A 20,248-nucleotide genomic window follows, 5' to 3' on the forward strand; every position below is an offset into this window, starting at 1 on the left:
GATCATGAAAACAAGGATTTTCAAACAACTTCTTCCGTCGGGATGTCAGTAATCATGACCTGCCGACGAACTCCTAGTGGTTCGGTTTCTTGAAAACGCATTATCGATAAGTTAACAATCAATTATATTCCACAGCTGAACTATCTTATCAAAAAAAACGGCCAATAGCAAAAAATATTAAGGGGAAATGGCTTCAGCACCCATTCGGGGCTGAAGCCATTTCCTTATTATATCCAGTTATGGGTGCTTTGCCGGTGCGCGGTTCGGCAGGAATGCTATCTCTTTTTTCTGATCATATCATGTCGTTCGACAGGTGTGTTGACCTTCATCTTGACGGTCATCATGGCGTTCGGTGCACGGTCGATGGACTCGTCGTTCTCATCCCACATGGCTTCGACCGTCTGTTTGCTGTGGCGAAGTCCCGGTCCGTAGAACTCGATTTCGTCGCCGACCCCGAAGTTGTTCCGTTGTTGGATCGTTGCCATCTGCGTTTCCGGATCGTAGGCCATCACTTGGCCGATGAAGCCATAACGCGGAATCTTGCGGCGTTGGCCGAACAGCTGCTCGTCTTCCGTCGGTTCTTGATAGAAGAAACCGGTCGCCAATTCGCGTTGGGCAACCTTCCATAGTTCGTCCACCCATTCTTGCTTCAATTCATAGTTGTCCGGATCGGCACAGTAGGCATCCACCGCTTTGCGGTAGACGTTGACTGCCGTCGATACGTAATGGATCGATTTCATGCGGCCTTCGATCTTCAGGCTGTCCACACCACTCTCGACCAAGTCGGGAATGTGTTCCAGCATGGATAAGTCGACCGCACTCATTGAGAATGGTTCTTCGATGCCCTCTTCGCCGGCACCGACAGGGTTTTGCTCGCCCAATAAAGGCATATCGAACAGACCGTATTTCCAACGGCAGGATTGCGCGCAGCCGCCGCGGTTGGCATCGCGGTTGGACATGTGGTTCGACAAGACGCAGCGTCCCGAATAGGAGATGCACATGGCGCCATGGACGAATGCTTCGATTTCGACATTGGTCTTTTCGTTCATTTCTTTGATCTCTTCCATCGATACTTCGCGGGCCAAAACAACGCGCTCCAAGCCTTCGGTTTCCCAGAAATTCAAGGTCTGGTAGTTCGTTGCGGAAGCTTGTGTCGACAGATGGATCGGCAAGCCGGGCGCATCCGTCACGGCGATTTCCATCAGGGCAGGATCCGAAATCAGGACCGCATCGATTCCGATATCACGGATGGTACGGAAAAAGTCGCCCGCACCTTCCTCATTGCCTTCATGGGTTACCATGTTGGCAGCCACATAGACTTTGGAACCGTGGCTGTGCGCAAAAGCTACGGCTTCAGCCATCTCTTCATAGTCGAAGTTCCCTGCACGGGTGCGAAGCCCGTACGCTTCCCCGCCGATATAAACGGCATCCGCTCCGTAATGGATAGCCGTCTTCAATTTCTCTAATGTTCCGCCTGGGGCCAAGACCTCAGGCTTCTTTGTTATTGTACGCATATTTGCACTCTCTTTCTCTATAGGCTCAAGGGAATCATCATCAAACGACTTCGTTCGGATCCTTCAGGTAGAATCCGGTATCCAAGTCTCGGTTGGCTGGATGCAAGGCACGCAAGGACGCATCCAATCGGCTGGCCAATTCCTCTGTCCAGGTGCCGTCGGCGAAAGCATTGCGGGCCTGCACAAAGATTTTAGCGATTTCCAAGAAATTTTCACCCGGCGCGAAGATGCCTTCCAGCTTCCATTGGGAAACACCGATTTCGGTCAATTCGCCTAAATGAGGCAGCAGATCGATGTCGTTGTTGGCAAAAATATGGGTGCCGTTGCGGTCTTGGTAGATGGAATAGTGGGAATCCACTTTTTTCGGCTCAGAAATGAACAAACCGCGGTCCTTGTTCACCGTTTCTTCTTTTTCGATGAAATTGAAGTAGTTCTCCAAGAGGCGACGTTTGGATTGATGGATGCAGGTCGCACCGTAAACCAAGATTTCGACCGGAATCAGCGCCTCCGGAACCAGTTGCTTCAATTCTTCATACGGCACTTCACGGGCCAAAACAGAACCGACAGCTCCGCGTTTCGCCCAAAAATTGATCTGTCTGCTGGATGTCACCATCACCTGTGCATCATAACGGTAAGGGATGAATAAATCCTGTTCACGCATGACTTGGACCACTCCCGGGTCACCCAAGGTAATCGTATCCACCTCGGCTTCGCGCAAGAACGTCAGATATTCGGCCACCTGATTGATGCGGTCGTTATGAAAAATCACATTCACCGCTGCACTGACCTGTGCCCCTTTTTCGTGTGCATAGCGAATCACTTCGATCTGCTCTTCTCTGGTGAAGGAATACGGCAAACGTAAGCCATACTCATCTTCCCCTATATATAAAATATCTATACCGCAATCCACTAACGCTTTGGCTTGCGCTACTGATTCAGCTGTTGCAATCAGCTCGATCATCAAAAATTCCTCCTATTATTCGATTTCCTTGATAAGATTATCACATTACTTATAAAAAGTGAATAGCTGTAAAAGATTGATTTCGCTTCCTTCCAGGAAATAATAGCCATCCATGCCAGCCAGGATTGTTGCGCCTATCGATTAAATTCAACTTCGCTTCAAATTATGTCCCTATGGGTTTACGATGTTCTTTCTCGTGCTTGTAATGGTATAATATCCCTTGAGCAAAATGGTTCTCAATTTTAGAGAGTCCTGAATCCACCCATGGAAAGCGTCTCGCTTTCCTATCAAAAAGGCTGGTCCCAAGGGATCCACCAAAACCTCAGGAGGAATAATCGGATGAAGAAACTCGTTAACAGCACACAAATGAAAGAAATAGATGCTTTTGCAATCGATAAAGTAGGGATACCCTCTTTAGTATTGATGGAAAATGCGGCCAATCAAGTGGTCAACGCAATGGAAGAGCGCATTTCCAAGGAAGACATCATCCTTGTGGTCTGCGGATCGGGCAACAACGGCGGCGACGGCCTGGCAGTGGCACGCATTTTATTGAACCATGGCTTTCAGGTAGACGTTTATCTCGTCGGAGAACGCGATAAAATGACGGAGGAAACCAAAAAGCAACTCGAAATCGCAGAAAATTTGGATATGGTCATTTGGGATGATGCCAATGAAATCAATTTTAAATCCTATACCGTTTTGGTTGATGCCATCTTCGGGATCGGCTTGGACCGCGAAGTCACCGGCAAACATGAAAAAATCATCGCAATCATGAACGCGTTCCACGGTTATGTTTTCGCCGTCGATATTCCGTCCGGCATTTCCGCTGACAGCGGGCAAGTTCTGGGTACGGCTGTCCGTGCCGATGTGACCATCACCTTCGGCATCGAAAAAATTGGCCAATTGCTTTATCCCGGCTCGTTGCATACCGGGAAATTGATCGTCAGCGATATCGGGTTCCCGCCCGTCGCCGTCGAATCCGTCTCATCGAACGTATCCATGTATGATGAAACCGATCTTTTCTCGCTTCCGAGACGCTCCGCATATTCAAACAAAGGCAACTACGGTCGCGCCGTCATCGTAGCCGGATCCGCAAACATGAGCGGTGCCGCCTACTTATCCGCAAAAGCGGCTTACCGCACGGGCGCAGGGCTTGTACAGATCGTGACACCGGAGGAGAACCGGGCGATCTTGCAGACGCAATTGCCGGAAGCGATTTTGACGACCTATTATACCGACAGCTTAGCTGAAGAAGCGGAGCAAGAAAAAATCATCCAAGCGGTATCCGGAGCGGATGCCATCGTCATCGGACCGGGAATCGGCACTTCCGATGCAGCCCGAAAGGTATTGGATTTGGTCTTATACAACGCGAAAAGTCCGTTGATACTGGATGCAGATGCATTGACCATCGTGTCCGAACTCTATAATAAATTCCCTTTGCTGCGCAACAATCCTTGCGCGCGCATTTCCGAATTGGCGCATTCCGTTCCGAAAGATACGATTTTGACGCCTCATCTGAAGGAACTCGCACGCCTCTTGGATAAAAACCTTGATGAGATCAAGGGAAATCTGTTGGGGACAGCCGCGCTTTGCACCGCTGATTCGAATCTGACCCTTGTCATGAAGGATGCCCGCACCGTTGTCTCCCATCATGAGGAGCAGTACATCAACGCTTCCGGAAACAATGGCATGGCAACCGGAGGATCGGGAGACGTTTTGACCGGCGTGATTGCCGGATTACTGGCGCAAGGGATGGTGGCTTCCGAAGCGGCAAAACTGGGTGTTTACATCCACGGCCTTGCCGGCGATGTAGCCGCAAAAGAAAAATCAGAATACAGCCTCATGGCCAGCGACATCATCGAAGCCTTGACTGCCGTTCTGAAATAACCGCCTCTTTTTTCGAATAGAAGCCTGCATGATAAGGGCAAGCTGCTGGAAAAGTATTGATATAAAAGAAAATGGCAAGTTAGATTGTTGATAAATCAACATTTCTAACTTGCCATTTCTACTGTTATTCAACTTTTTCAGCAGCGCCGATAAGTGGCTGTCTCTCTTCTTGTGCGAAAGTGTGCGCTTGTCAAAAAAAAATAAGGCAAAATTTCAAGGAAAGTAGCTGTCTTGCGAAAAACCCGGATAGGTGATGAGTATCCGATTTTCCGCGCTCAGCCGTAGCCAAAATAGTCGGATAAGTGCCAAAATTTAGGGCTCCTCGACAGCCCTTATCACTTTATTTATCATTGCTGCCTTTGCGTTCCCTTGGTTCAGGGTTTGCGACACGGAATACTTTTTCGCTCCGCTCATAGGGCACATCCGGCACTCCTTTACGCGCATTTGCCACACGCGCCAGGATGAACAGATAATCCGATAGCCGATTGATGAATTGCAGCACAAACGGGTTCACTTCTTCCGGTTCCTCTTCCAGGAAATCGACGATCCGGCGTTCGGCATTCCGTGTCGTTGTCCGCAGAATATGGAACCAGCCAGCCAACTCCGTCCCCCCAGGGATGATGAAATATTGCGTTTCTTCCGGTTCTTCGCTGTAGTTGTCGATCCGGCTTTCCAGCCAAACGATGTGCTCCTTCGTCATTTTGTATTCCCGGTACCCTTTCGGGATGGACAGATCGGTGGAGCAATCGAACAGGAATTGCTGAATCAAGGCGATATCAGCCTTGACGTCTTCGCCGATGTCCACTTTTGACTGCACCAACCCAAACCAGGAATTCAGGTTGTCGATTTCACCATATGCCTCCACCCGTTTGGCGTTTTTCGAAACGGCTTGCCCGCCGCCGAGGCGCGTCTTGCCTTTATCCCCGGTGCGCGTATATATTTTATATTTCATGCTAGGTCTCCTTTATCGCTCATTGCCGTATTTTATGATGTTCAGAAAGAGTAGCCTGTCCTCGGCTACTCTTCCTATCATTTTACTATTCCTATCGCGAACAGCAAACAGATTGGCTCCCGGCTCCTTGTTTATATCAAAAAAATTGGCTGAATACGACCTTCGCAGTATTGTTTTGCGGCTGAAGTTTGTTAAACTTATCTTATAAGCACTTATTGCTGTACACTGATTTATAGATCCCATTCCATTCTCCACTTAGAAAGGAAATGTCCATGTCGAAATCACACGAAACAAAAAAAGGACATTCGGAAGATATGCGCCTCATAAATTTTTTGGGCGGCAAAAATATCCTCTTCATTTTGTCCATTCTGCTCCTGATCGGGATACTGATCTATATCTTTAATACCATCTCCTTTGTTTTCAAGCCTTTACAGGTGATGTTCTCGTCGATTATCGCCCCCATCATTTTGGCCATTGTCTTCTATTACATTTTGAATCCGATTGTCACCTTTTTGGAGCATCGAGGGACGAATCGTACTCTGGGGACAGCCATCGTCTTCATCCTGTTCATCCTGTTGGTCGTCTATGGCTTCGTGCTGTTGATCCCTATCATAGCCACGCAATTGACTAATCTGGTCAACGAATATCCGAAGTACATCGAACAGATGAATGCAGGCATTGATCGTCTGACCGCTAACAGCAGCTTCAACAACTATTATATCCAGGCAAGGGATTGGCTGGACAGCACGGTGGGTGATATCCCTAAAATGATTCTGGATTGGCTGGGCAATTCGTCCGATAAAATCATGAACATCTTCTCCACCATATCCAGTGTTGTCGTCGTCTTGGTGACTTTCCCGATCATCCTGTTCTTCATGTTGAAGGACCCTGATAAGTTTAAACCATTTATGATGAAGATTATCCCGCCCGCTTTCCGCGAGGATATCGAAAAAATATCGCAGAAAATGACGAAAAAAGCCGGTTCCTATATCCAAGGACAGATGTTCGTTGCTCTAACGCTGGGCGTCCTTCTGTTGACAGGTTATCTCATCATCGGATTAAATTACGCCTTCGTCCTTTCCCTTATTGCAACATTTACTGCGGTCATTCCCTTCGTCGGTGCGACCATCGGGGTCATTCCCGCCATATTTGTCGCAGCCTTCACTTCTCCAGCGATGTTGTTCAAAATGGTTATCGTCTGGGTGGTGGCTCAACTCATCCAAACGAACATCGTCGAACCGAACATCATGGGCAGGAATCTGAAGATGCATCCCTTGATGATCATGATCGTCCTGTTGATCATGGGTAATCTTTTGGGTTTCATCGGCATGATTCTGGGCGTCCCCCTATCCGCAATGCTGAAGATTCTCATTGAGCACATCTTCGAAAAATTCAAAATACGCTACAACCGCTATTTCGGCGATGAGGACGGATTCTATGCGCTGAATGAAGAGGAGGAACCGCCTTTAAGCGGTTCCTCCCCCGTCAAGGATTTCGCGACCGTTCAGGTTTATCCGGAGATGACGGAGAAAGAAGAAAAGCCTTCAGAAGAATAGAAAAGAACCGTTTGCTCAGCAAGTTGAGCAAACGGTTCTTTTGGTTTCCTGCTTGTTTTAGTTCATCATCTGTTGATGATAGTCTTGGGGAATATCGAAACTGTCGGCTGGCACATTATCGGACAGTTCCAAAATCTCCATCATATTCACAACTTCGCCGTCTACCGTCTTTATTTTCTTCAGATTTTTTCCATCGAAATAATAGAACATATGCATGCCGCTTCCGGAGCGGTATTCCTCATATGTGAGACCATCTTCCTTGCCGCTGCCGACATATTCGATATCATCCATCATAGGCATCACATTATCTTCGATGCTGGAGATGGCACTGTCCGATTCAGCAGCTTGATTCATGACACTTACCATTCTGTTCATGTGGTCGATCAGATAAACTTTTCCGTCCATCATGATCATTTGCGTTTCCACGCCGTCTACTATGGAAGTGTATGCCGTCTTACCGCCTGAAACGATGGTGGTAGCCTCAGTTCCCATCATCGCTCCGGCACCATCCGTTGCAGTTGTCCGCGTCCTCATATAATAGTGTCCGCTGTTGAACAGGTTTATATAATCCTTCGCTAACGTCCCTATTTGCTCACTTGTCCCTGATTCCGCACCCTCACTCGATTGATTATTGGTTGTTTTCGATTCCGTTTCCGATTGGCTTGTTGCCTCACTTGTTTTCGTAGTGGTGTCATTATTTTGACTGCACCCGACGATGAACAGACCCGCCATCAGCAGGATTCCATATAATTTGACTTGCTTCATCAAAATCCACTCCCTTTCGATACGTCCCCGTTAACTTTGACAGCGCATTCACTTTCTTTAAGTATACTCCAAAAAAATACTGCCCACAATTTCCGGGCGCTCCTGCCCCAAAGTTGTGTAATGCATTTTTACTAACACTCCTTGCAGATAAGCGAAACCAGCTATTTTTGCTGCATAAGGATGCGTGCTATACTGTAAGTAAAATCGAATGGAAAACGAAATCAGCCAACAATCTAGGCTTATTATTTTTCCAATGAGAGGAGAGTTCCTATGTGTCTCATTGTATTACAAATCGATCAGCATCCGCGCTACAAATTTATCGTAGCCGCAAACCGCGATGAAGACTATGCGCGCCCGACAATGGCGGCCCATTTTTGGCCGGAATACCCCGGCTTGTTGGCGGGAAAGGATCTATCGGCGAAAGGCACTTGGCTGGGAATAACCAAACAAGGCAGATTCGCCGCCATCACGAACGACTATACAGGTACCATGCCCAAGCTGCCGACTGGCGTCTCCAGGGGTAAACTTGTCTTGGATTATCTGAGCAGCAATGAAAATCCCTTAGCTTACCTGCAACAGATTCAGGCAAAAAGGTTGCAATACAGCGGATTCAACCTTATCTTGGGCTCCATCGTACATCTTTACCACTACAACAACAGCATTGATGAAATAACCTTAATAGACGCGGGAATCCACGGAATAAGCAATGCGACGCTGGATACGCCGTGGCCAAAAGTCACCCAAACGAAAGCAGCCCTTTCCTCCTTGGATGCGCCCAGTGTTATCGACGAAGAAGCACTCTTCCACATCATGGCGGACAAAACGCCCGCACCGGATGAACTGCTTCCCGATTTGCCTTTGCCTATTGAGCAAAAACGGGCTGTTTCCGCCAATTTCATCGAGACACCGCATTTCGGCACGCGTTCCACCACCCTGCTGCTCGTCGATCATGCCGATCAGGTGACCTTTGCCGAACGGACCTACCTGGCGAACGGTGGAACAACGGATGTTCGTTTTTCATTTCCGATCGAGCCGGCTGAAAGCTGATGCAAAAAAGAGCAATTACGGTCAGTGGATTATCCTCTGCCCGTAATTGCTTTTTTCATTTTATAGGTAATATTTTTTGATGACGGATAAGTCATCCTGCAGTTCATAGACCAAAGGCTTGCCGGTAGGTATCTCCAGCGCCATGATCTCGTCATCAGGTATTTCTTCGATGTATTTGATCAATGCCCGCAGGGAATTTCCGTGCGCGGCGACCAGCACCGTTTTCCGATCCAATATCGCCGGGGCGATCTGGTCTTCCCAGAACGGGATGACCCGTTCCAACGTGGTCTCCAGATTTTCGCCCATCGGAATGACGCGTTTTTGCAGATTGGCGTAGCGGCGGTCGTTGGCTGGCGAAAGTGGATTATCCGGGTTCATCAGCGGCGGCAACGTATTGTATGAACGGCGCCATTGATGAACCAGCTCCTCGCCGTATTTCTCTGCCGTCTCCTGTTTGTTCAGACCCTGCAGATCGCCATAATGGCGTTCATTGAGCCGCCAGCTCTTCACTTCCGGCACCCACAATTGGTCGGTTTCCTCCAAGATGATATGGCAAGTTTTGATCGCTCTTCTCAGCACCGAGGTAAAGGCCAGGTCAAATTCAATCCCGGCTTCCTTTATTTTCCGGCCGGCTTCTTCCGCTTCCAGAACGCCCTTTTCACTCAGATCCACGTCGACCCATCCCGTAAACAGGTTCAGCAAATTCCATTCGCTCACACCATGACGGACAAAAACAATTCTCCTCATCATCGTCCCTACTTTCTACCTGCATTTTTCTTTTATTGTACTACTGCAGGCTGTAAAAGTCAGGTAATAGGACTGTTCGCTTTGCCGCGTATGGCATCCACAATGCCCGCGACAAATTCGCCGACGGGTTTCGGAGAATCTTCTCCGTATTTCTCCATGATGTTGATGATCGCCGAACCGATGATGACGCCATCTGCCGCTTCACTCATCGCTTTGGCCTGCTGGGCGTTGGAGATGCCGAAGCCTACGGCGCAAGGGATGTCGCTGACTTTCCGGATTTCCGCCAAAATCGTTCCGATATCCGTCGTGATGTCGCTGCGTACGCCGGTGACGCCCAACGAAGAAACGACGTATAAAAATCCTTCCGCTTCCTTGGCGATCATGGCGATGCGCTCCGCCGAAGAAGGGGCGACCATTGAGATAAGGGTGACGCCATTCTTTCTGCATGCGGCCTGAACCAAATGCTTCTCTTCAAATGGCACATCCGGGATGATGATGCCATCGATTCCCACTTCGCTGCAGCGTGCCATGAATTTATCGATTCCGTAAACGAACACCGGGTTGATGTAGGTCATAAAAACAAAAGGCGTAGTGATCTCGGTCCGCAGTTCAGCGACCATCCGGAAGATATCGTCCGTATTGATGCCGTTTGCCAGCGCCCGCTCGTCCGCTTTTTGAATGGCCGGTCCTTCCGCCACCGGATCGGAGAAGGGGATCCCTATTTCGACGATATCCGCCCCGTTCGCCACTATTTCCCTGATCAATTCCTTCGTTGTCGCCAGATTTGGATCACCCGCCGTCACGAAAGGGATAAACGCTTTATGCCGAAATGCATCTGTTATTCTACTCATAGATTTCCACTCCTTTATATCTTGCGATTGCCGCTACGTCTTTATCCCCACGCCCGGACAGGCAGATGACGATCACCTTGTCCTTGTCCAGCGTCGGCGCCAACTTGATGGCATGTGCCAAAGCGTGCGAACTTTCGATGGCCGGGATGATTCCTTCCTTTTTCGATAAATATTCAAAGGCTGCGACGGCTTCATCATCCGTGACGGAAACATATTCCGCACGCTCGCGATCATAAAGATCGGCGTGTTCCGGTCCGATGCCGGGATAATCCAATCCTGCCGATATGGAGTAGACCGGTGCGATTTGGCCGTATTCGTCCTGGCAGAAATAGGACTTCATCCCGTGGAAAATGCCGGGAGTCCCCGTTGCGATGGTGGCTGCCGTATCTTTCGTGTGGATACCCCGGCCGGCTGCTTCGCATCCGATCAGGCGCACACTTTCATCACCGATGAAATCATAGAAGGTCCCGATGGCGTTCGAACCGCCGCCTACACAGGCCATCACGACATCCGGCAGTTTCCCTTCCGCTGTGAATAGCTGCGCTTTGGTTTCCTCGCCGATGATTTTCTGGAAATCACGGACCATCATCGGGAAAGGATGCGGTCCCATCACGGAGCCGATGCAGTAATGCGACTCCTCAAAGGTAGCGGCCCAATCCTTCATCGCTTCGTTCACGGCATCTTTCAGGGTAGCCGTCCCACTCGTAACCGGAATCACTTTCGTCCCGAGCAGCTCCATCCGGAAAACATTCAATGCCTGACGCTGGGTGTCCTCTTCCCCCATGTAGACGACGCATTCCATATCCAGCAAAGCTGCGGCAGTTGCGGTCGCCACGCCGTGTTGGCCGGCACCCGTTTCCGCAATGATACGTTTCTTGCCCATCTTCTTCGCCAACAACACTTGCCCGAGCGCATTGTTTATTTTGTGGGATCCCGTATGGTTCAGGTCTTCCCGTTTCAAATAAACCTTTGCTCCGCCCAAATCATCTGTCATCTTCTTGGCAAAATATAACCGGGATGGTCTCCCCGCATAATCATTCAACAAATCGTTTAGTTCCTTCTTAAAGCCAGTATCTTCCTGATAATGGAAAAATGCCTTTTCCAATTCCAAACAAGCGTTCATCAATGTTTCGGGAATAAATTGTCCCCCGTGGTTGCCAAAATACTGATTCATCTGTTTACCTCCTACTATTCTCTGTGATTATCATTCTGTTCTTTCGCACAAACGATTGGCTGCCTTTTGCCTGTCCCTTGCATCATTTTTATCTCATTAATCCTATTAAGGACGCCAATACCGATTGGAGGTTGAATGGCATGATCTATTTTTTGTCTGCATCTTTTTTCCCCCTAATTCCTGATTCCTAGCGAAAGAATGATTTTCGGGTACAAAAAAAGCCCTTGTCCCCCCTTTAAAGGGACAAGAGCTCTGATTATCTCCTGCGATACCACCCAAATTGACGATTTCCATCGCCCACTCGTTACGCATACTACCATATGCGCCTGCCTGATAACGGATCAGGTTTCCCGTTCGCCCCTACTCTTTTCAAGGCAACCCTCTCAAGCCCATTCCGTATCAATCCTGTTGTCGCATTCTCACTGGTGGCGACTCTCTGGAAACATTGTATGATACGTACTCTTCTTGATTGTCGGTTTCATTAGATAACCATGCTTTTTCTAACGTTTTTTTAATGTTGAGGATATCTTAACGCATTGTTTTCCTTTCGTCAACTGTTTTTATGTTTTTATTTTTTTGTCACTGATTTTCAGTGACTTCATTATTTTGCAGCGGGTTTCACATTCTATGTTTTCGGAAAATTCGTGTAAAATAAATTCATAACAAAGATAAAGGACGTGTTCCCCCTGAAACAGCCAGACCGAATAACTTCGATGGCGCCTGTTATCGATTCCGAAGCCAAGGTATTGATCTTGGGATCGATCCCCGGCGTAAAATCATTGCAGGCGCAACACTATTACGGGAATCCGCGGAATCATTTCTGGGAGATCATCTTCGCAATCCTGCAGGAAGAAGATCCCGGAGAATACGCGGCTAGGCTTGCGCTTCTGCAACAGCACCACATCGCCCTATGGGATGTGATCCATTCCTGTTACCGCAAGGGCAGCCTCGACTCGGCCATAACCGAAGAACTCCCCAATGACCTGGAAAAGCTTTACCGCGATTATCCCAAACTTAGGGTCGTCGTCTTCAACGGCGGCAAAGCCTACCGGAGTTACCGAAAGCACATCGGGTTGGATGCTGCTCCCTGCCTCCGCTATTTGCCGATGCCCTCGACAAGCCCGATGCCGGGAAAGAATGTCAAAAGCCTGCCTGAGAAGGTGGAGGCTTGGGCGGAACTGAAGCAGTATCTCTGAAAAGAAAAGCTTAGATACCAAGGTTAAAAAACCGTGTATCTAAGCTTTTCGTTTGTTGTTTTAGATTTGTTGGAACGCTTGATCCAAGTCAGCGATGATGTCGTCCGCATTTTCGATTCCGATGGACAGACGGATCATGTCGCCGGATACGCCCGCAGCCACCAAGTCCTCTTCACTCAGTTGGGCGTGGGTTGTACTCGCCGGATGGATGACCAAGGATTTCGCATCGGCAACGTTCGCCAACAGGGAGAACAGTTCCAGTTTGTCGATCCAGTCGATCCCGGCTTGCTTGCCGCCTTTGATGCCGAAGGTGAAGATGGAGCCGACGCCTTTAGGGAAGTATTTATCCGCCAAGGCTTTGTATTTGCTGTCTTCCAATTCCGGATAATTCACCCAAGATACTTTCGGATGGTTCGCGAGGTAGGTAACGACTTTGCGGGCGTTTTCCACATGGCGTTCCACGCGCAGCGACAACGTTTCGATCCCCTGCAGCAACAGGAAAGCGTCAATCGGCCCGATGCAGGCGCCAGTGTCGCGCAACAATTGCACACGGATTTTGGTTGTGAATGCTCCCGGACCTAAGTCGGCATAGACCAAGCCATTGTAATGTTCATCGGGTTCCGTGAAGCCGGGGTATTTTCCGCTCGCTTTGTAATCGAATTTGCCGGATTCAACGACAACGCCGCCCATGGTCGTGCCGTGGCCGCCCAGGAATTTTGTGGCGGAATGGACAACGACGTCCGCGCCGAATTCGAAGGGACGGATCAGGTAAGGCGTCCCGAAGGTGTTGTCGACGATCAAGATGATGCCGTGTTTATGCGCAATATCGGCCACTTTTTCGATGTCGATCAGGTTGATGCTTGGGTTACCGATCGATTCGATGAAAATTGCTTTCGTTTTTTCGGTGATGGCCGCTTCGAAGTTGTTCAGATCATCCGGATCGACGAAAGTCGTTTTGATTCCCAGATTCTTCAACGTTGCACCGAACAGGTTGAAGGTTCCGCCATACAGGGTGCTCGCAGCGACGATTTCATCGCCTGCGCCTGCAACGTTCAGGATGGCGTAAGTGATCGCCGCCGAACCGGATGCAACCGTAATGCCTGATGTTCCGCCTTCCAACGCCGCAACGCGCGCATCCACGACTGCTGTCGTCGGATTCGTCAGACGGGTATAGACGTTACCTGCATCCGTCAATGCAAAACGGCCGGCCGCTTGTTCCGCACTGTCAAAGACAAAAGCGGTTGTTTGGTAGATCGGAACCGCACGGGCACCTGTCACGGAATCCGGTACTTGTCCTGCGTGTACTTGTAGTGTTTCAAAGCTATAATTCGTTGCTGTCATTTTTCATCTTTCCCTTCTGATTTTCAAATTGTTTTCCCAATAGTAATCGCTTTTACTAGTAATTGTCGGTTTAGCCGAGAGTGAGTCCCCTTCCTTGCGGAAAAATAAAAAAAGCTCTCGTCTCTATATTTCAAATGTTTGAAATACAGGGACGAAAGCTCTTCGTGTTACCACCCAGGTTCATACGGACCTCACGATCCATATCTTAAAAAGTACGCAAGATTGCTCTTGTTATACTCCTGTACCGTAACGTGTACAAAACGAAGCAACACTATCTGCATTGCCTTGCTCCAAGACCATCTTCGCTTCTTCTCACCATACCCCTTTTCACCTGCCGGGGCTCTCTGAAATGATAATTGAAAGGTACTCTTCTCTTCATCGCTCTTCTATTAAGATTGGATTAAATATAACACCAGTTTCTAACCTTGTCAAACACTTATTTTAAAGAAATGAGAAGATTTTTGGTAGCTTTGCCCTCCAGCTGAGCAAACCGGACCTCATTTTCCTGTTGAATGCCTTATACTTAACAATAAGAGGTGATAAAAAATGAAACTGACATTCACGGAAAATGCCATCAGTCGCTTGGGAAAATTGGGGATGACCGAAGACCTTTCACTTTTCATGAGTTCCATTTATGGCTGCGGCGGTCCCGACGGCAGCATGTTCACGATCCGCGCATTCGATACGGACAACCCCGCCTATAATACGATTTTGGATACCAATTTAGGCGCGGTCAAAGCCGTCAAAGATAACTTGGTTCAATTGGACGACGACAATACCATCGATTTCAACGACAGCACGTTCTCCTTCGTCCTGAAGAGCGATCGCGGTTTACTGAATCCGAATATGCCCTACGAAAATATGAAGCTGAAAGCCAACAAATGATGAACAGGAACCAAAAAGGGAAAGCCAACGCGCCTTCCCTTTTCTTGTTAATATAACGTTTTTTTCCGGAATTGTTTGGCCAGGAAGATCGCCCTGATGGTTATGTCGATCAGGGCGATCTTCTCCGGTGAACCAGATTTCCGCCGGAGCAGAGAACCCAAAAAATGTCTCCTCCGGTCAGCTAGGCTTCGCCGGAGTTCTGCTACCCAGAAATAAATCTGCTCCGGCCAACAGATTGCTTGCCGGAGCTGGGTACCACGAAAGACTCCGTTCTTCGGCGAACGCCTCCTTCATCGGAGATGCCGCTCTCATCCGGGAATTTAGTTCCCACTTACTACGAAATAAAAAGGGGGTGGACCTGCCGTCGCTTGACTGCAGGTCCACCTCCTTTTTGTGTTACTAATTCATAACCGGTGCAATCGGTTCTTCGTCTTCGAATTGGCTGTTGTAAAGGTCGGCGTAGAAGCCGCCTTTTGCCAATAGTTCTTCGTGGGTCCCTTGTTCGATGATGTCGCCCTCGTTCATGCACAAAATCAAATCGGCATTCTTGATGGTCGACAGGCGATGCGCGATGATGAAGCTCGTTCTGCCATGCATCAGCGTGTCCATCGCTTTCTGGATCAGCACTTCGGTCCTCGTGTCGACGGAACTGGTTGCTTCATCCAGAATCATGATCTGCGGATCCGCCAAGATGGCACGGGCGATCGTCAATAGTTGCTTCTCGCCTTGCGATACGTTGTTGGCTTCTTCGTTCAGTACCATGTTGTAGCCATCCGGCAAGGTCCGCACGAAGTGGTCCACTTGGGCTGCTTTTGCGGCCGCAATGACTTCTTCATCCGTCGCATCCAACTTACCGTAGCGGATATTCTCCATGATGCTTGCGTTGTATAACCAGGTATCTTGGAGAACCATCCCGAATTCCGTACGCAAATCGCTGCGCGTGAAATCGGTCAGGCTATGGTTGTCGATGTAGATGGTGCCGCCGGTCAGATCATGGAAACGCATCAGCAATTTCACCATCGTCGTCTTCCCTGCTCCGGTAGGTCCGACAAGGGCCACTTTTTGCCCTTCCTTCACATCTGCCGAGAAGTCTTTGATGACCAGATGACTTGGATCATAACCGAATTTGACGTGTTCGAAGCGGACATTCCCTTTGACGTTCGCCGTCGCCATTTCGGCTTTCGCTTCGTAGACAACTTCTTCCTCTTCTTCCAGGAATTCAAAGATCCGTTCGGAGGAAGCAACCATCCGTTGCAGTTGGCTGCTCACTTGAGCGACCTGAGTCAGCGGTTGGGTAAAATTACGTACATATTGCAGGAAGGCCTGAATATCCCCAATCGTCATTTTTCCATTTGCCGCCATCGCGCCACCCATGATACAGACGACGACGTAACCCAGGTTCCCGATCAAGCTCAGCAAGGGCATCATCAAACCGGAAAGGAATTCCGATTTGAAACCAGCTTCGATCAATTGGTCATTCTCATGATCGAAATCGGCTACGGATTTTTTCTCGCCGTTGAAGGCTTTCATGACGACATGCCCGCCGTACATCTCTTCGACATGCCCATTGACCGCACCCAAATACTTTTGTTGGTTCGCAAAATGTTTTTGGGATTTCGACATGATCAGCGCCAAGAGCATCATGGACAGAATCAGGACAGCCAAAATAACAAGCGTCAATGACCAGCTGATCGTCAGCATCATGATGAAGACACCCGTCAAAGTCGTGATGGAGGTGATGATCTGCGTCATGCTTTGGTTCAAACTGGTATTCAGGGTATCCACATCGTTGGTGATGCGGGAAAGCACATCCCCTTGGCTATTTTTATGGAAATAGGCTAAGGGAAGCTTGTTTATTTTTTCCATGATATCTTTCCGCAAAGTGTAGGATACCCTGGAAGAAACGCCCGCCATCAAGAATCCTTGCAGATAGGAAAACGCGGCGCTGAACAGGTACAAGCCCAGCAAGCCCAACAGGATTTTGCCGATGTAATCGAAGTCGATGCCGCCTGTTCCACCCGTAAATTTCAGCATAACCCCGCTGACCAGTTTATCGATGGCCAAAGCCATGATTTTAGGCCCTACGATGCCGAAAAGGGAAGATGCAATGGCCAAAACCATGACAACCGCAATCGACCATTTGAAGGGTGAAAGATAGGCAGCCAATTTTTTGAAGCCGCCTTTGAAGTCTTTGGCTTTCACCACTGGCGCGCTCATTCCGGCCATCGGTCCGTGTCCGCCACCGGGACCTCTCTGTGGTTTCTGTTGTTTCATTTCGCTCATGCTAATTCCTCCTCTGAAAGCTGAGATTTAGCAATTTCTTGATAAGTCTCACAGTTTTTCATTAATTCATCGTGAGTCCCTATCCCGACAATTTTACCGTAATCGAGTACGATGATCTGTTCGGCTTCCATGATGGTGCTCACCCGTTGTGCAACGATCAATACCGTGGCATTATCGGTGTAGTCATCCAATGCGGCACGCAATGCCGCATCCGTTTTGAAGTCCAAGGCCGAGAAGCTGTCGTCAAAGATGTAGATGGGCGCTTTTTTCACCAAGGCGCGGGCAATGGCCAACCGTTGCTTTTGACCTCCGCTGACATTCCCGCCGCCTTGAGCGATCGCTGTTTCGATTCCGTCTTCTGATTCGGCGACAAAATCTTTGGCTTGCGCCACCTCAATGGCTTTCATGACTTCATCCATGGAAGCACCCTCTCTACCGTAAAGAACATTGGACGCGATGTCGCCCGAGAAGAGCATCCCTTTTTGAGGCACGTAGCCGATATTCCTCCGCAAGTCCTCTTGCGTGAGGTTCCGGATGTCAACGCCATCGATTTCAATGGTGCCATCCGTCACATCATAGAAACGAGGAATCAGGTTGATCAGCGTCGATTTCCCTGACCCTGTGGATCCGATGATGGCAGTCGTTTCACCCGGTTTTGCAGTGAAAGAGATGTCTGTCAAAACGTTGTCGCTTGCCTTAGGATAATGGTAGGAAACGTTTTTGAATGCAATCACCCCTTGGCTCTTGCCGATTTTTTGGGGATTTTTTGGATCGGTGATGCTCAAATCCGTGTTCAGCACTTCGCTGATCCGCACTGCGGAAACCGAAGCCCTTGGCAGGAAGATGAACATCATCGAAATCATCAGGAAGGCCATGATGATCTGCATTACATATTGGATATAGGCCATCATGTCTCCGATCTGCAGTGTGGAGTCCGCGACTTGTTTGCTGCCGAACCAGATGATCAAAATGGAAACACCGTTCATGATGATGGTCATCGCCGGCATCATGAGGGACATCAGGCGTTGCACAAAACGGTTCGTGTAGGTATATTCTTCATTCACGCCATTGAAACGGTTCTCTTCGAATCCTTCATTTCCGAAGGCGCGAATGACCAGCATACCGGAAAGATTTTCTCGGCTGACCAGATTCAATTTATCCGTCAAGGTTTGCAATATCTTGAATTTCGGCATCGCAATCGAGAAGATAGTCGTCATGACACCGACAAGGGCGACCACGGCAACGACAATCGTCCAAGCCAACGAGACGCTCTTGTCTACCGCCATCACCAATCCGCCGATAGCCAATATCGGTGCGTAGCACAGCATCCGGATACCGATCGTGATCAGTTGCTGGATTTGTTGCACATCGTTGGTTGTACGGGTGATAAGGGAGGCTGTCGAAAAATTGTCGAATTCGCTGTTCGAAAAGCTTTCGACCTTCGCAAAGACATCACGCCTCATTTTACCGGAAACCCGGGCAGCGATCCGTGATGAGAAGAATGCGACAGCAACGGATGCGACCGATACTGCCAGAGCGATGGCCAGCATCTGTGCGCCTTTCATCAGGATGTACCCATTCTGCACCCCCTTCAAGTCCGTCCCCAATTCTTTATAGAAGAGCTTGGTGAACGTAATGCCGATTTGGCTGTACAGCATCGGTTCTGCTTTGTCCGCACGAGCGATGAAATCCGCGAAGCCTTCCGCCGGCATCAGCTGCAGTTGCGGCAAGAGTGCATAGATCTGGGTCATATCCACATTGTCAAAGCCCTTTGTGGCATCGACTGCGTTTGCGCCAGTACCTTGCTGCGCACGCATCGCTTTCATGAATTCGACGAAGCTGTAGCTTGCTTTACCATAGATGGTTTCGAGTCTCGCAAGCTCAGCCGCAGTTACGTCCTTCAAAACATACAGATTCTCATTTTTTATTTCCGGATAGTCCTTGCTGTAATCTTTTGCAGCGGCCGAACCGGATTCGACCAGTGTGTAGTCCCCCTGGAACGTTTCTTTATCCTGTTCCTTCATGAACATCGTCATCAGCGTGTAGCCATCTTTGCTGATGGCTTTCGGCGTCGCCTGCTCGATTCCGCCGTTTTGGATACCCGTATTGACGATTTCACTCATCAAATTCGGCAAACTCAATTCCCCTGTCGCCTGCCCAAACAGAATCAACAGGCTGAGTAGAATGGTTGCCGTAAAAGGTTTTAGGTATTTAAAAATTAATTTCATCGGTTTTACCTTTTCTTTCCTAGAATTTTTAAATCATTTTGACAAATAGATGGCCCGCTATGTTTCTGCCGATACCTGTCATCCCTCCAGATTGTGCAGCATCCTCTTGAAACAGCCTTCGAGTATGCCCAACTCTTCCTCGGAAATGCCCTGTAATAGATGCTCGTTGGCCTCATGCATAGCCTTTTTCATCTCTTCATTGGCCTTGTAGCTCTTTTCTGTCATCGTAATTTTTTTTGAACGGGCATCCTTGCTGCTGACGCTGCGTTCAATGAAACCTTTTGTTTCCAATCGTTTGATGATGCCTGTTACAGTCGGATTGGACAGATTGAACCGCTCCTCGATATCCTTCTGGATCACTTCACGATTTTCATTATTCTTCAAGTAAAATAAGATGTGGATTTGCGATGTCGTCAAATCCAGCTGCTCTACCGAGCGATTCAGTTGTTCCTTGAATTGATTATGGATCATGGTGATATACATCCCCATAGTTGCGTGCGATAGCATTTGTTCCCTCCTCCCGATATACATAGCACGCTATCTATTATCTCATTATCTTTATGAAAGTCAATTGGTAACGCTAGTTTTGGCAAGAAAAGCTGTCCAAGCCCGCCCTGCCTCGGTCAAGTGTATCATGCCTCTAAGCGATTGAAATCGCAAGAGTCATGACAATTTAGGAAATCTGGCCCTGCAACTTTCCCTACGGCCACCATACTGGGACTCTAAGGGATGAATCCCTTAGAGTCCCATGCAAATGAGCATACTGCGCAATTGCTGAGAGACTTCCAAAAATAAAGGAATCAACGTGACCGTACCGGTCAGTTACTCAAACGTCACAGTGCGACGTTTGAGGTGCTTCTT

The 20,248-nt window shown here is 48.7% G+C and carries 16 protein-coding genes and 2 other annotated features; of the genes, 5 read left to right on the forward strand and 11 right to left on the reverse strand.

From position 1 onward, the window contains the following. Nucleotides 1–275: 275 nt before the first annotated feature. Complete coding sequence (locus BM101_RS11745; RefSeq protein ID WP_087032604.1) at nt 276–1,514, reverse strand: peptidase U32 family protein; 1,239 nt, start codon at nt 1,512–1,514, stop codon at nt 276–278. A gap of 40 nt (nt 1,515–1,554) precedes the next feature. Next, a complete protein-coding gene (locus BM101_RS11750; protein ID WP_087032602.1) occupies nt 1,555–2,475 on the reverse strand; it encodes a peptidase U32 family protein in 921 nt (306 codons plus the stop codon). Between the two features lie 339 nt (nt 2,476–2,814). Here BM101_RS11750 and BM101_RS11755 point away from each other — a divergent pair, with 339 nt between their 5' ends. Further along, a complete protein-coding gene (locus BM101_RS11755) occupies nt 2,815–4,362 on the forward strand; it encodes an NAD(P)H-hydrate dehydratase (protein WP_177194500.1) in 1,548 nt (515 codons plus the stop codon). Between the two features lie 340 nt (nt 4,363–4,702). Here BM101_RS11755 and BM101_RS11760 read toward each other — a convergent pair whose 3' ends face one another. Further along, the gene (locus BM101_RS11760) at nt 4,703–5,314 is read right to left on the reverse strand and encodes a cob(I)yrinic acid a,c-diamide adenosyltransferase (protein ID WP_087032598.1); all 612 of its coding nucleotides are present in this window, start codon (nt 5,312–5,314) and stop codon (nt 4,703–4,705) included. Nucleotides 5,315–5,586: 272 nt separating this feature from the next. Here BM101_RS11760 and BM101_RS11770 point away from each other — a divergent pair, with 272 nt between their 5' ends. Beyond that, nucleotides 5,587–6,870 carry an AI-2E family transporter gene (locus tag BM101_RS11770; RefSeq protein WP_179193089.1) on the forward strand — a complete coding sequence of 428 codons (1,284 nt, stop codon included), beginning with the start codon at nt 5,587–5,589 and terminating at the stop codon, nt 6,868–6,870. A 57-nt stretch (nt 6,871–6,927) separates the two neighbouring features. Here the strand turns inward: BM101_RS11770 and BM101_RS11775 are convergent, their stop codons facing one another. Beyond that, the gene (locus BM101_RS11775; RefSeq protein WP_087032592.1) at nt 6,928–7,635 is read right to left on the reverse strand and encodes a hypothetical protein; all 708 of its coding nucleotides are present in this window, start codon (nt 7,633–7,635) and stop codon (nt 6,928–6,930) included. A gap of 270 nt (nt 7,636–7,905) precedes the next feature. On the opposite strand from BM101_RS11775, the gene BM101_RS11780 reads away from it, so the two are divergent. Next, a complete protein-coding gene (locus BM101_RS11780) occupies nt 7,906–8,682 on the forward strand; it encodes an NRDE family protein (RefSeq protein ID WP_087032591.1) in 777 nt (258 codons plus the stop codon). Between the two features lie 60 nt (nt 8,683–8,742). Here BM101_RS11780 and gpmA read toward each other — a convergent pair whose 3' ends face one another. From gpmA to trpB, 3 genes are read right to left on the reverse strand one after another with little or no spacing between them, the layout of a single operon-like run. Further along, nucleotides 8,743–9,429 (reverse strand): 2,3-diphosphoglycerate-dependent phosphoglycerate mutase, encoded by a 687-nt coding sequence (gene gpmA / locus BM101_RS11785; protein ID WP_087033036.1) that lies wholly within the window; start codon nt 9,427–9,429, stop codon nt 8,743–8,745. Between the two features lie 59 nt (nt 9,430–9,488). Then, on the reverse strand, nt 9,489–10,280 hold the full coding sequence (gene trpA / locus BM101_RS11790; RefSeq protein ID WP_087032589.1) for a tryptophan synthase subunit alpha: 792 nt from the start codon (nt 10,278–10,280) through the stop codon (nt 9,489–9,491). Next, a complete protein-coding gene (gene trpB, locus BM101_RS11795) occupies nt 10,273–11,454 on the reverse strand; it encodes a tryptophan synthase subunit beta (protein ID WP_087032587.1) in 1,182 nt (393 codons plus the stop codon). The genes trpA and trpB overlap by 8 nt, the downstream gene beginning before the upstream one ends. 236 nt (nt 11,455–11,690) lie before the next feature. After that, nucleotides 11,691–11,936: a binding site (T-box leader), on the reverse strand. 231 nt (nt 11,937–12,167) lie between these two features. On the opposite strand from trpB, the gene BM101_RS11800 reads away from it, so the two are divergent. Next, nucleotides 12,168–12,650 (forward strand): DNA-deoxyinosine glycosylase, encoded by a 483-nt coding sequence (locus tag BM101_RS11800; RefSeq protein WP_087032585.1) that lies wholly within the window; start codon nt 12,168–12,170, stop codon nt 12,648–12,650. Between the two features lie 60 nt (nt 12,651–12,710). On the opposite strand, the gene BM101_RS11805 is transcribed toward BM101_RS11800, so the two are convergent. Next, nucleotides 12,711–13,991, reverse strand: a complete 1,281-nt coding sequence (locus tag BM101_RS11805; RefSeq protein ID WP_087032583.1) for an O-acetylhomoserine aminocarboxypropyltransferase/cysteine synthase family protein — start codon at nt 13,989–13,991, stop codon at nt 12,711–12,713. Between the two features lie 144 nt (nt 13,992–14,135). Next, nucleotides 14,136–14,379, reverse strand: a binding site (T-box leader). Between the two features lie 158 nt (nt 14,380–14,537). On the opposite strand from BM101_RS11805, the gene BM101_RS11810 reads away from it, so the two are divergent. After that, nucleotides 14,538–14,876, forward strand: a complete 339-nt coding sequence (locus BM101_RS11810) for an iron-sulfur cluster biosynthesis family protein (protein ID WP_087032581.1) — start codon at nt 14,538–14,540, stop codon at nt 14,874–14,876. A gap of 399 nt (nt 14,877–15,275) precedes the next feature. Here BM101_RS11810 and BM101_RS11815 read toward each other — a convergent pair whose 3' ends face one another. The 3 genes from BM101_RS11815 to BM101_RS11825 form a co-directional block, all read right to left on the reverse strand. Next, nucleotides 15,276–17,159 carry an ABC transporter ATP-binding protein gene (locus BM101_RS11815; protein WP_087032579.1) on the reverse strand — a complete coding sequence of 628 codons (1,884 nt, stop codon included), beginning with the start codon at nt 17,157–17,159 and terminating at the stop codon, nt 15,276–15,278. Further along, the gene (locus BM101_RS11820) at nt 17,156–19,387 is read right to left on the reverse strand and encodes an ABC transporter ATP-binding protein (RefSeq protein WP_087032577.1); all 2,232 of its coding nucleotides are present in this window, start codon (nt 19,385–19,387) and stop codon (nt 17,156–17,158) included. Before BM101_RS11820 ends, BM101_RS11815 begins: the two co-directional genes overlap by 4 nt. Before the next feature lie 78 nt (nt 19,388–19,465). Then, nucleotides 19,466–19,894, reverse strand: coding sequence for a MarR family winged helix-turn-helix transcriptional regulator (locus BM101_RS11825; RefSeq protein ID WP_179193088.1), 429 nt, complete (start codon nt 19,892–19,894; stop codon nt 19,466–19,468). Nucleotides 19,895–20,248: the final 354 nt, after the last annotated feature.

Origin of the sequence: Trichococcus palustris (assembly GCF_900114465.1) — a bacterium.
Taxonomy (GTDB): Bacteria; Bacillota; Bacilli; order Lactobacillales; family Aerococcaceae; genus Trichococcus; species Trichococcus palustris.

Coding starts and splice junctions, on each gene's coding strand:
- BM101_RS11800 (WP_087032585.1), top strand. CDS start 12,168: ATGGCGCCTGTTATCGATTCCGAAGCCAAGGTATTGATCTTGGGATCG.
- BM101_RS11815 (WP_087032579.1), bottom strand. CDS start 17,159: ATGAGCGAAATGAAACAACAGAAACCACAGAGAGGTCCCGGTGGCGGA.
- BM101_RS11755 (WP_177194500.1), top strand. CDS start 2,815: ATGAAGAAACTCGTTAACAGCACACAAATGAAAGAAATAGATGCTTTT.
- BM101_RS11805 (WP_087032583.1), bottom strand. CDS start 13,991: ATGACAGCAACGAATTATAGCTTTGAAACACTACAAGTACACGCAGGA.
- BM101_RS11760 (WP_087032598.1), bottom strand. CDS start 5,314: ATGAAATATAAAATATATACGCGCACCGGGGATAAAGGCAAGACGCGC.
- trpA (WP_087032589.1), bottom strand. CDS start 10,280: ATGAGTAGAATAACAGATGCATTTCGGCATAAAGCGTTTATCCCTTTC.
- BM101_RS11745 (WP_087032604.1), bottom strand. CDS start 1,514: ATGCGTACAATAACAAAGAAGCCTGAGGTCTTGGCCCCAGGCGGAACA.
- trpB (WP_087032587.1), bottom strand. CDS start 11,454: ATGAATCAGTATTTTGGCAACCACGGGGGACAATTTATTCCCGAAACA.
- BM101_RS11825 (WP_179193088.1), bottom strand. CDS start 19,894: ATGCTATCGCACGCAACTATGGGGATGTATATCACCATGATCCATAAT.
- BM101_RS11750 (WP_087032602.1), bottom strand. CDS start 2,475: ATGATCGAGCTGATTGCAACAGCTGAATCAGTAGCGCAAGCCAAAGCG.
- gpmA (WP_087033036.1), bottom strand. CDS start 9,429: ATGAGGAGAATTGTTTTTGTCCGTCATGGTGTGAGCGAATGGAATTTG.
- BM101_RS11775 (WP_087032592.1), bottom strand. CDS start 7,635: ATGAAGCAAGTCAAATTATATGGAATCCTGCTGATGGCGGGTCTGTTC.
- BM101_RS11770 (WP_179193089.1), top strand. CDS start 5,587: ATGTCGAAATCACACGAAACAAAAAAAGGACATTCGGAAGATATGCGC.
- BM101_RS11780 (WP_087032591.1), top strand. CDS start 7,906: ATGTGTCTCATTGTATTACAAATCGATCAGCATCCGCGCTACAAATTT.
- BM101_RS11820 (WP_087032577.1), bottom strand. CDS start 19,387: ATGAAATTAATTTTTAAATACCTAAAACCTTTTACGGCAACCATTCTA.
- BM101_RS11810 (WP_087032581.1), top strand. CDS start 14,538: ATGAAACTGACATTCACGGAAAATGCCATCAGTCGCTTGGGAAAATTG.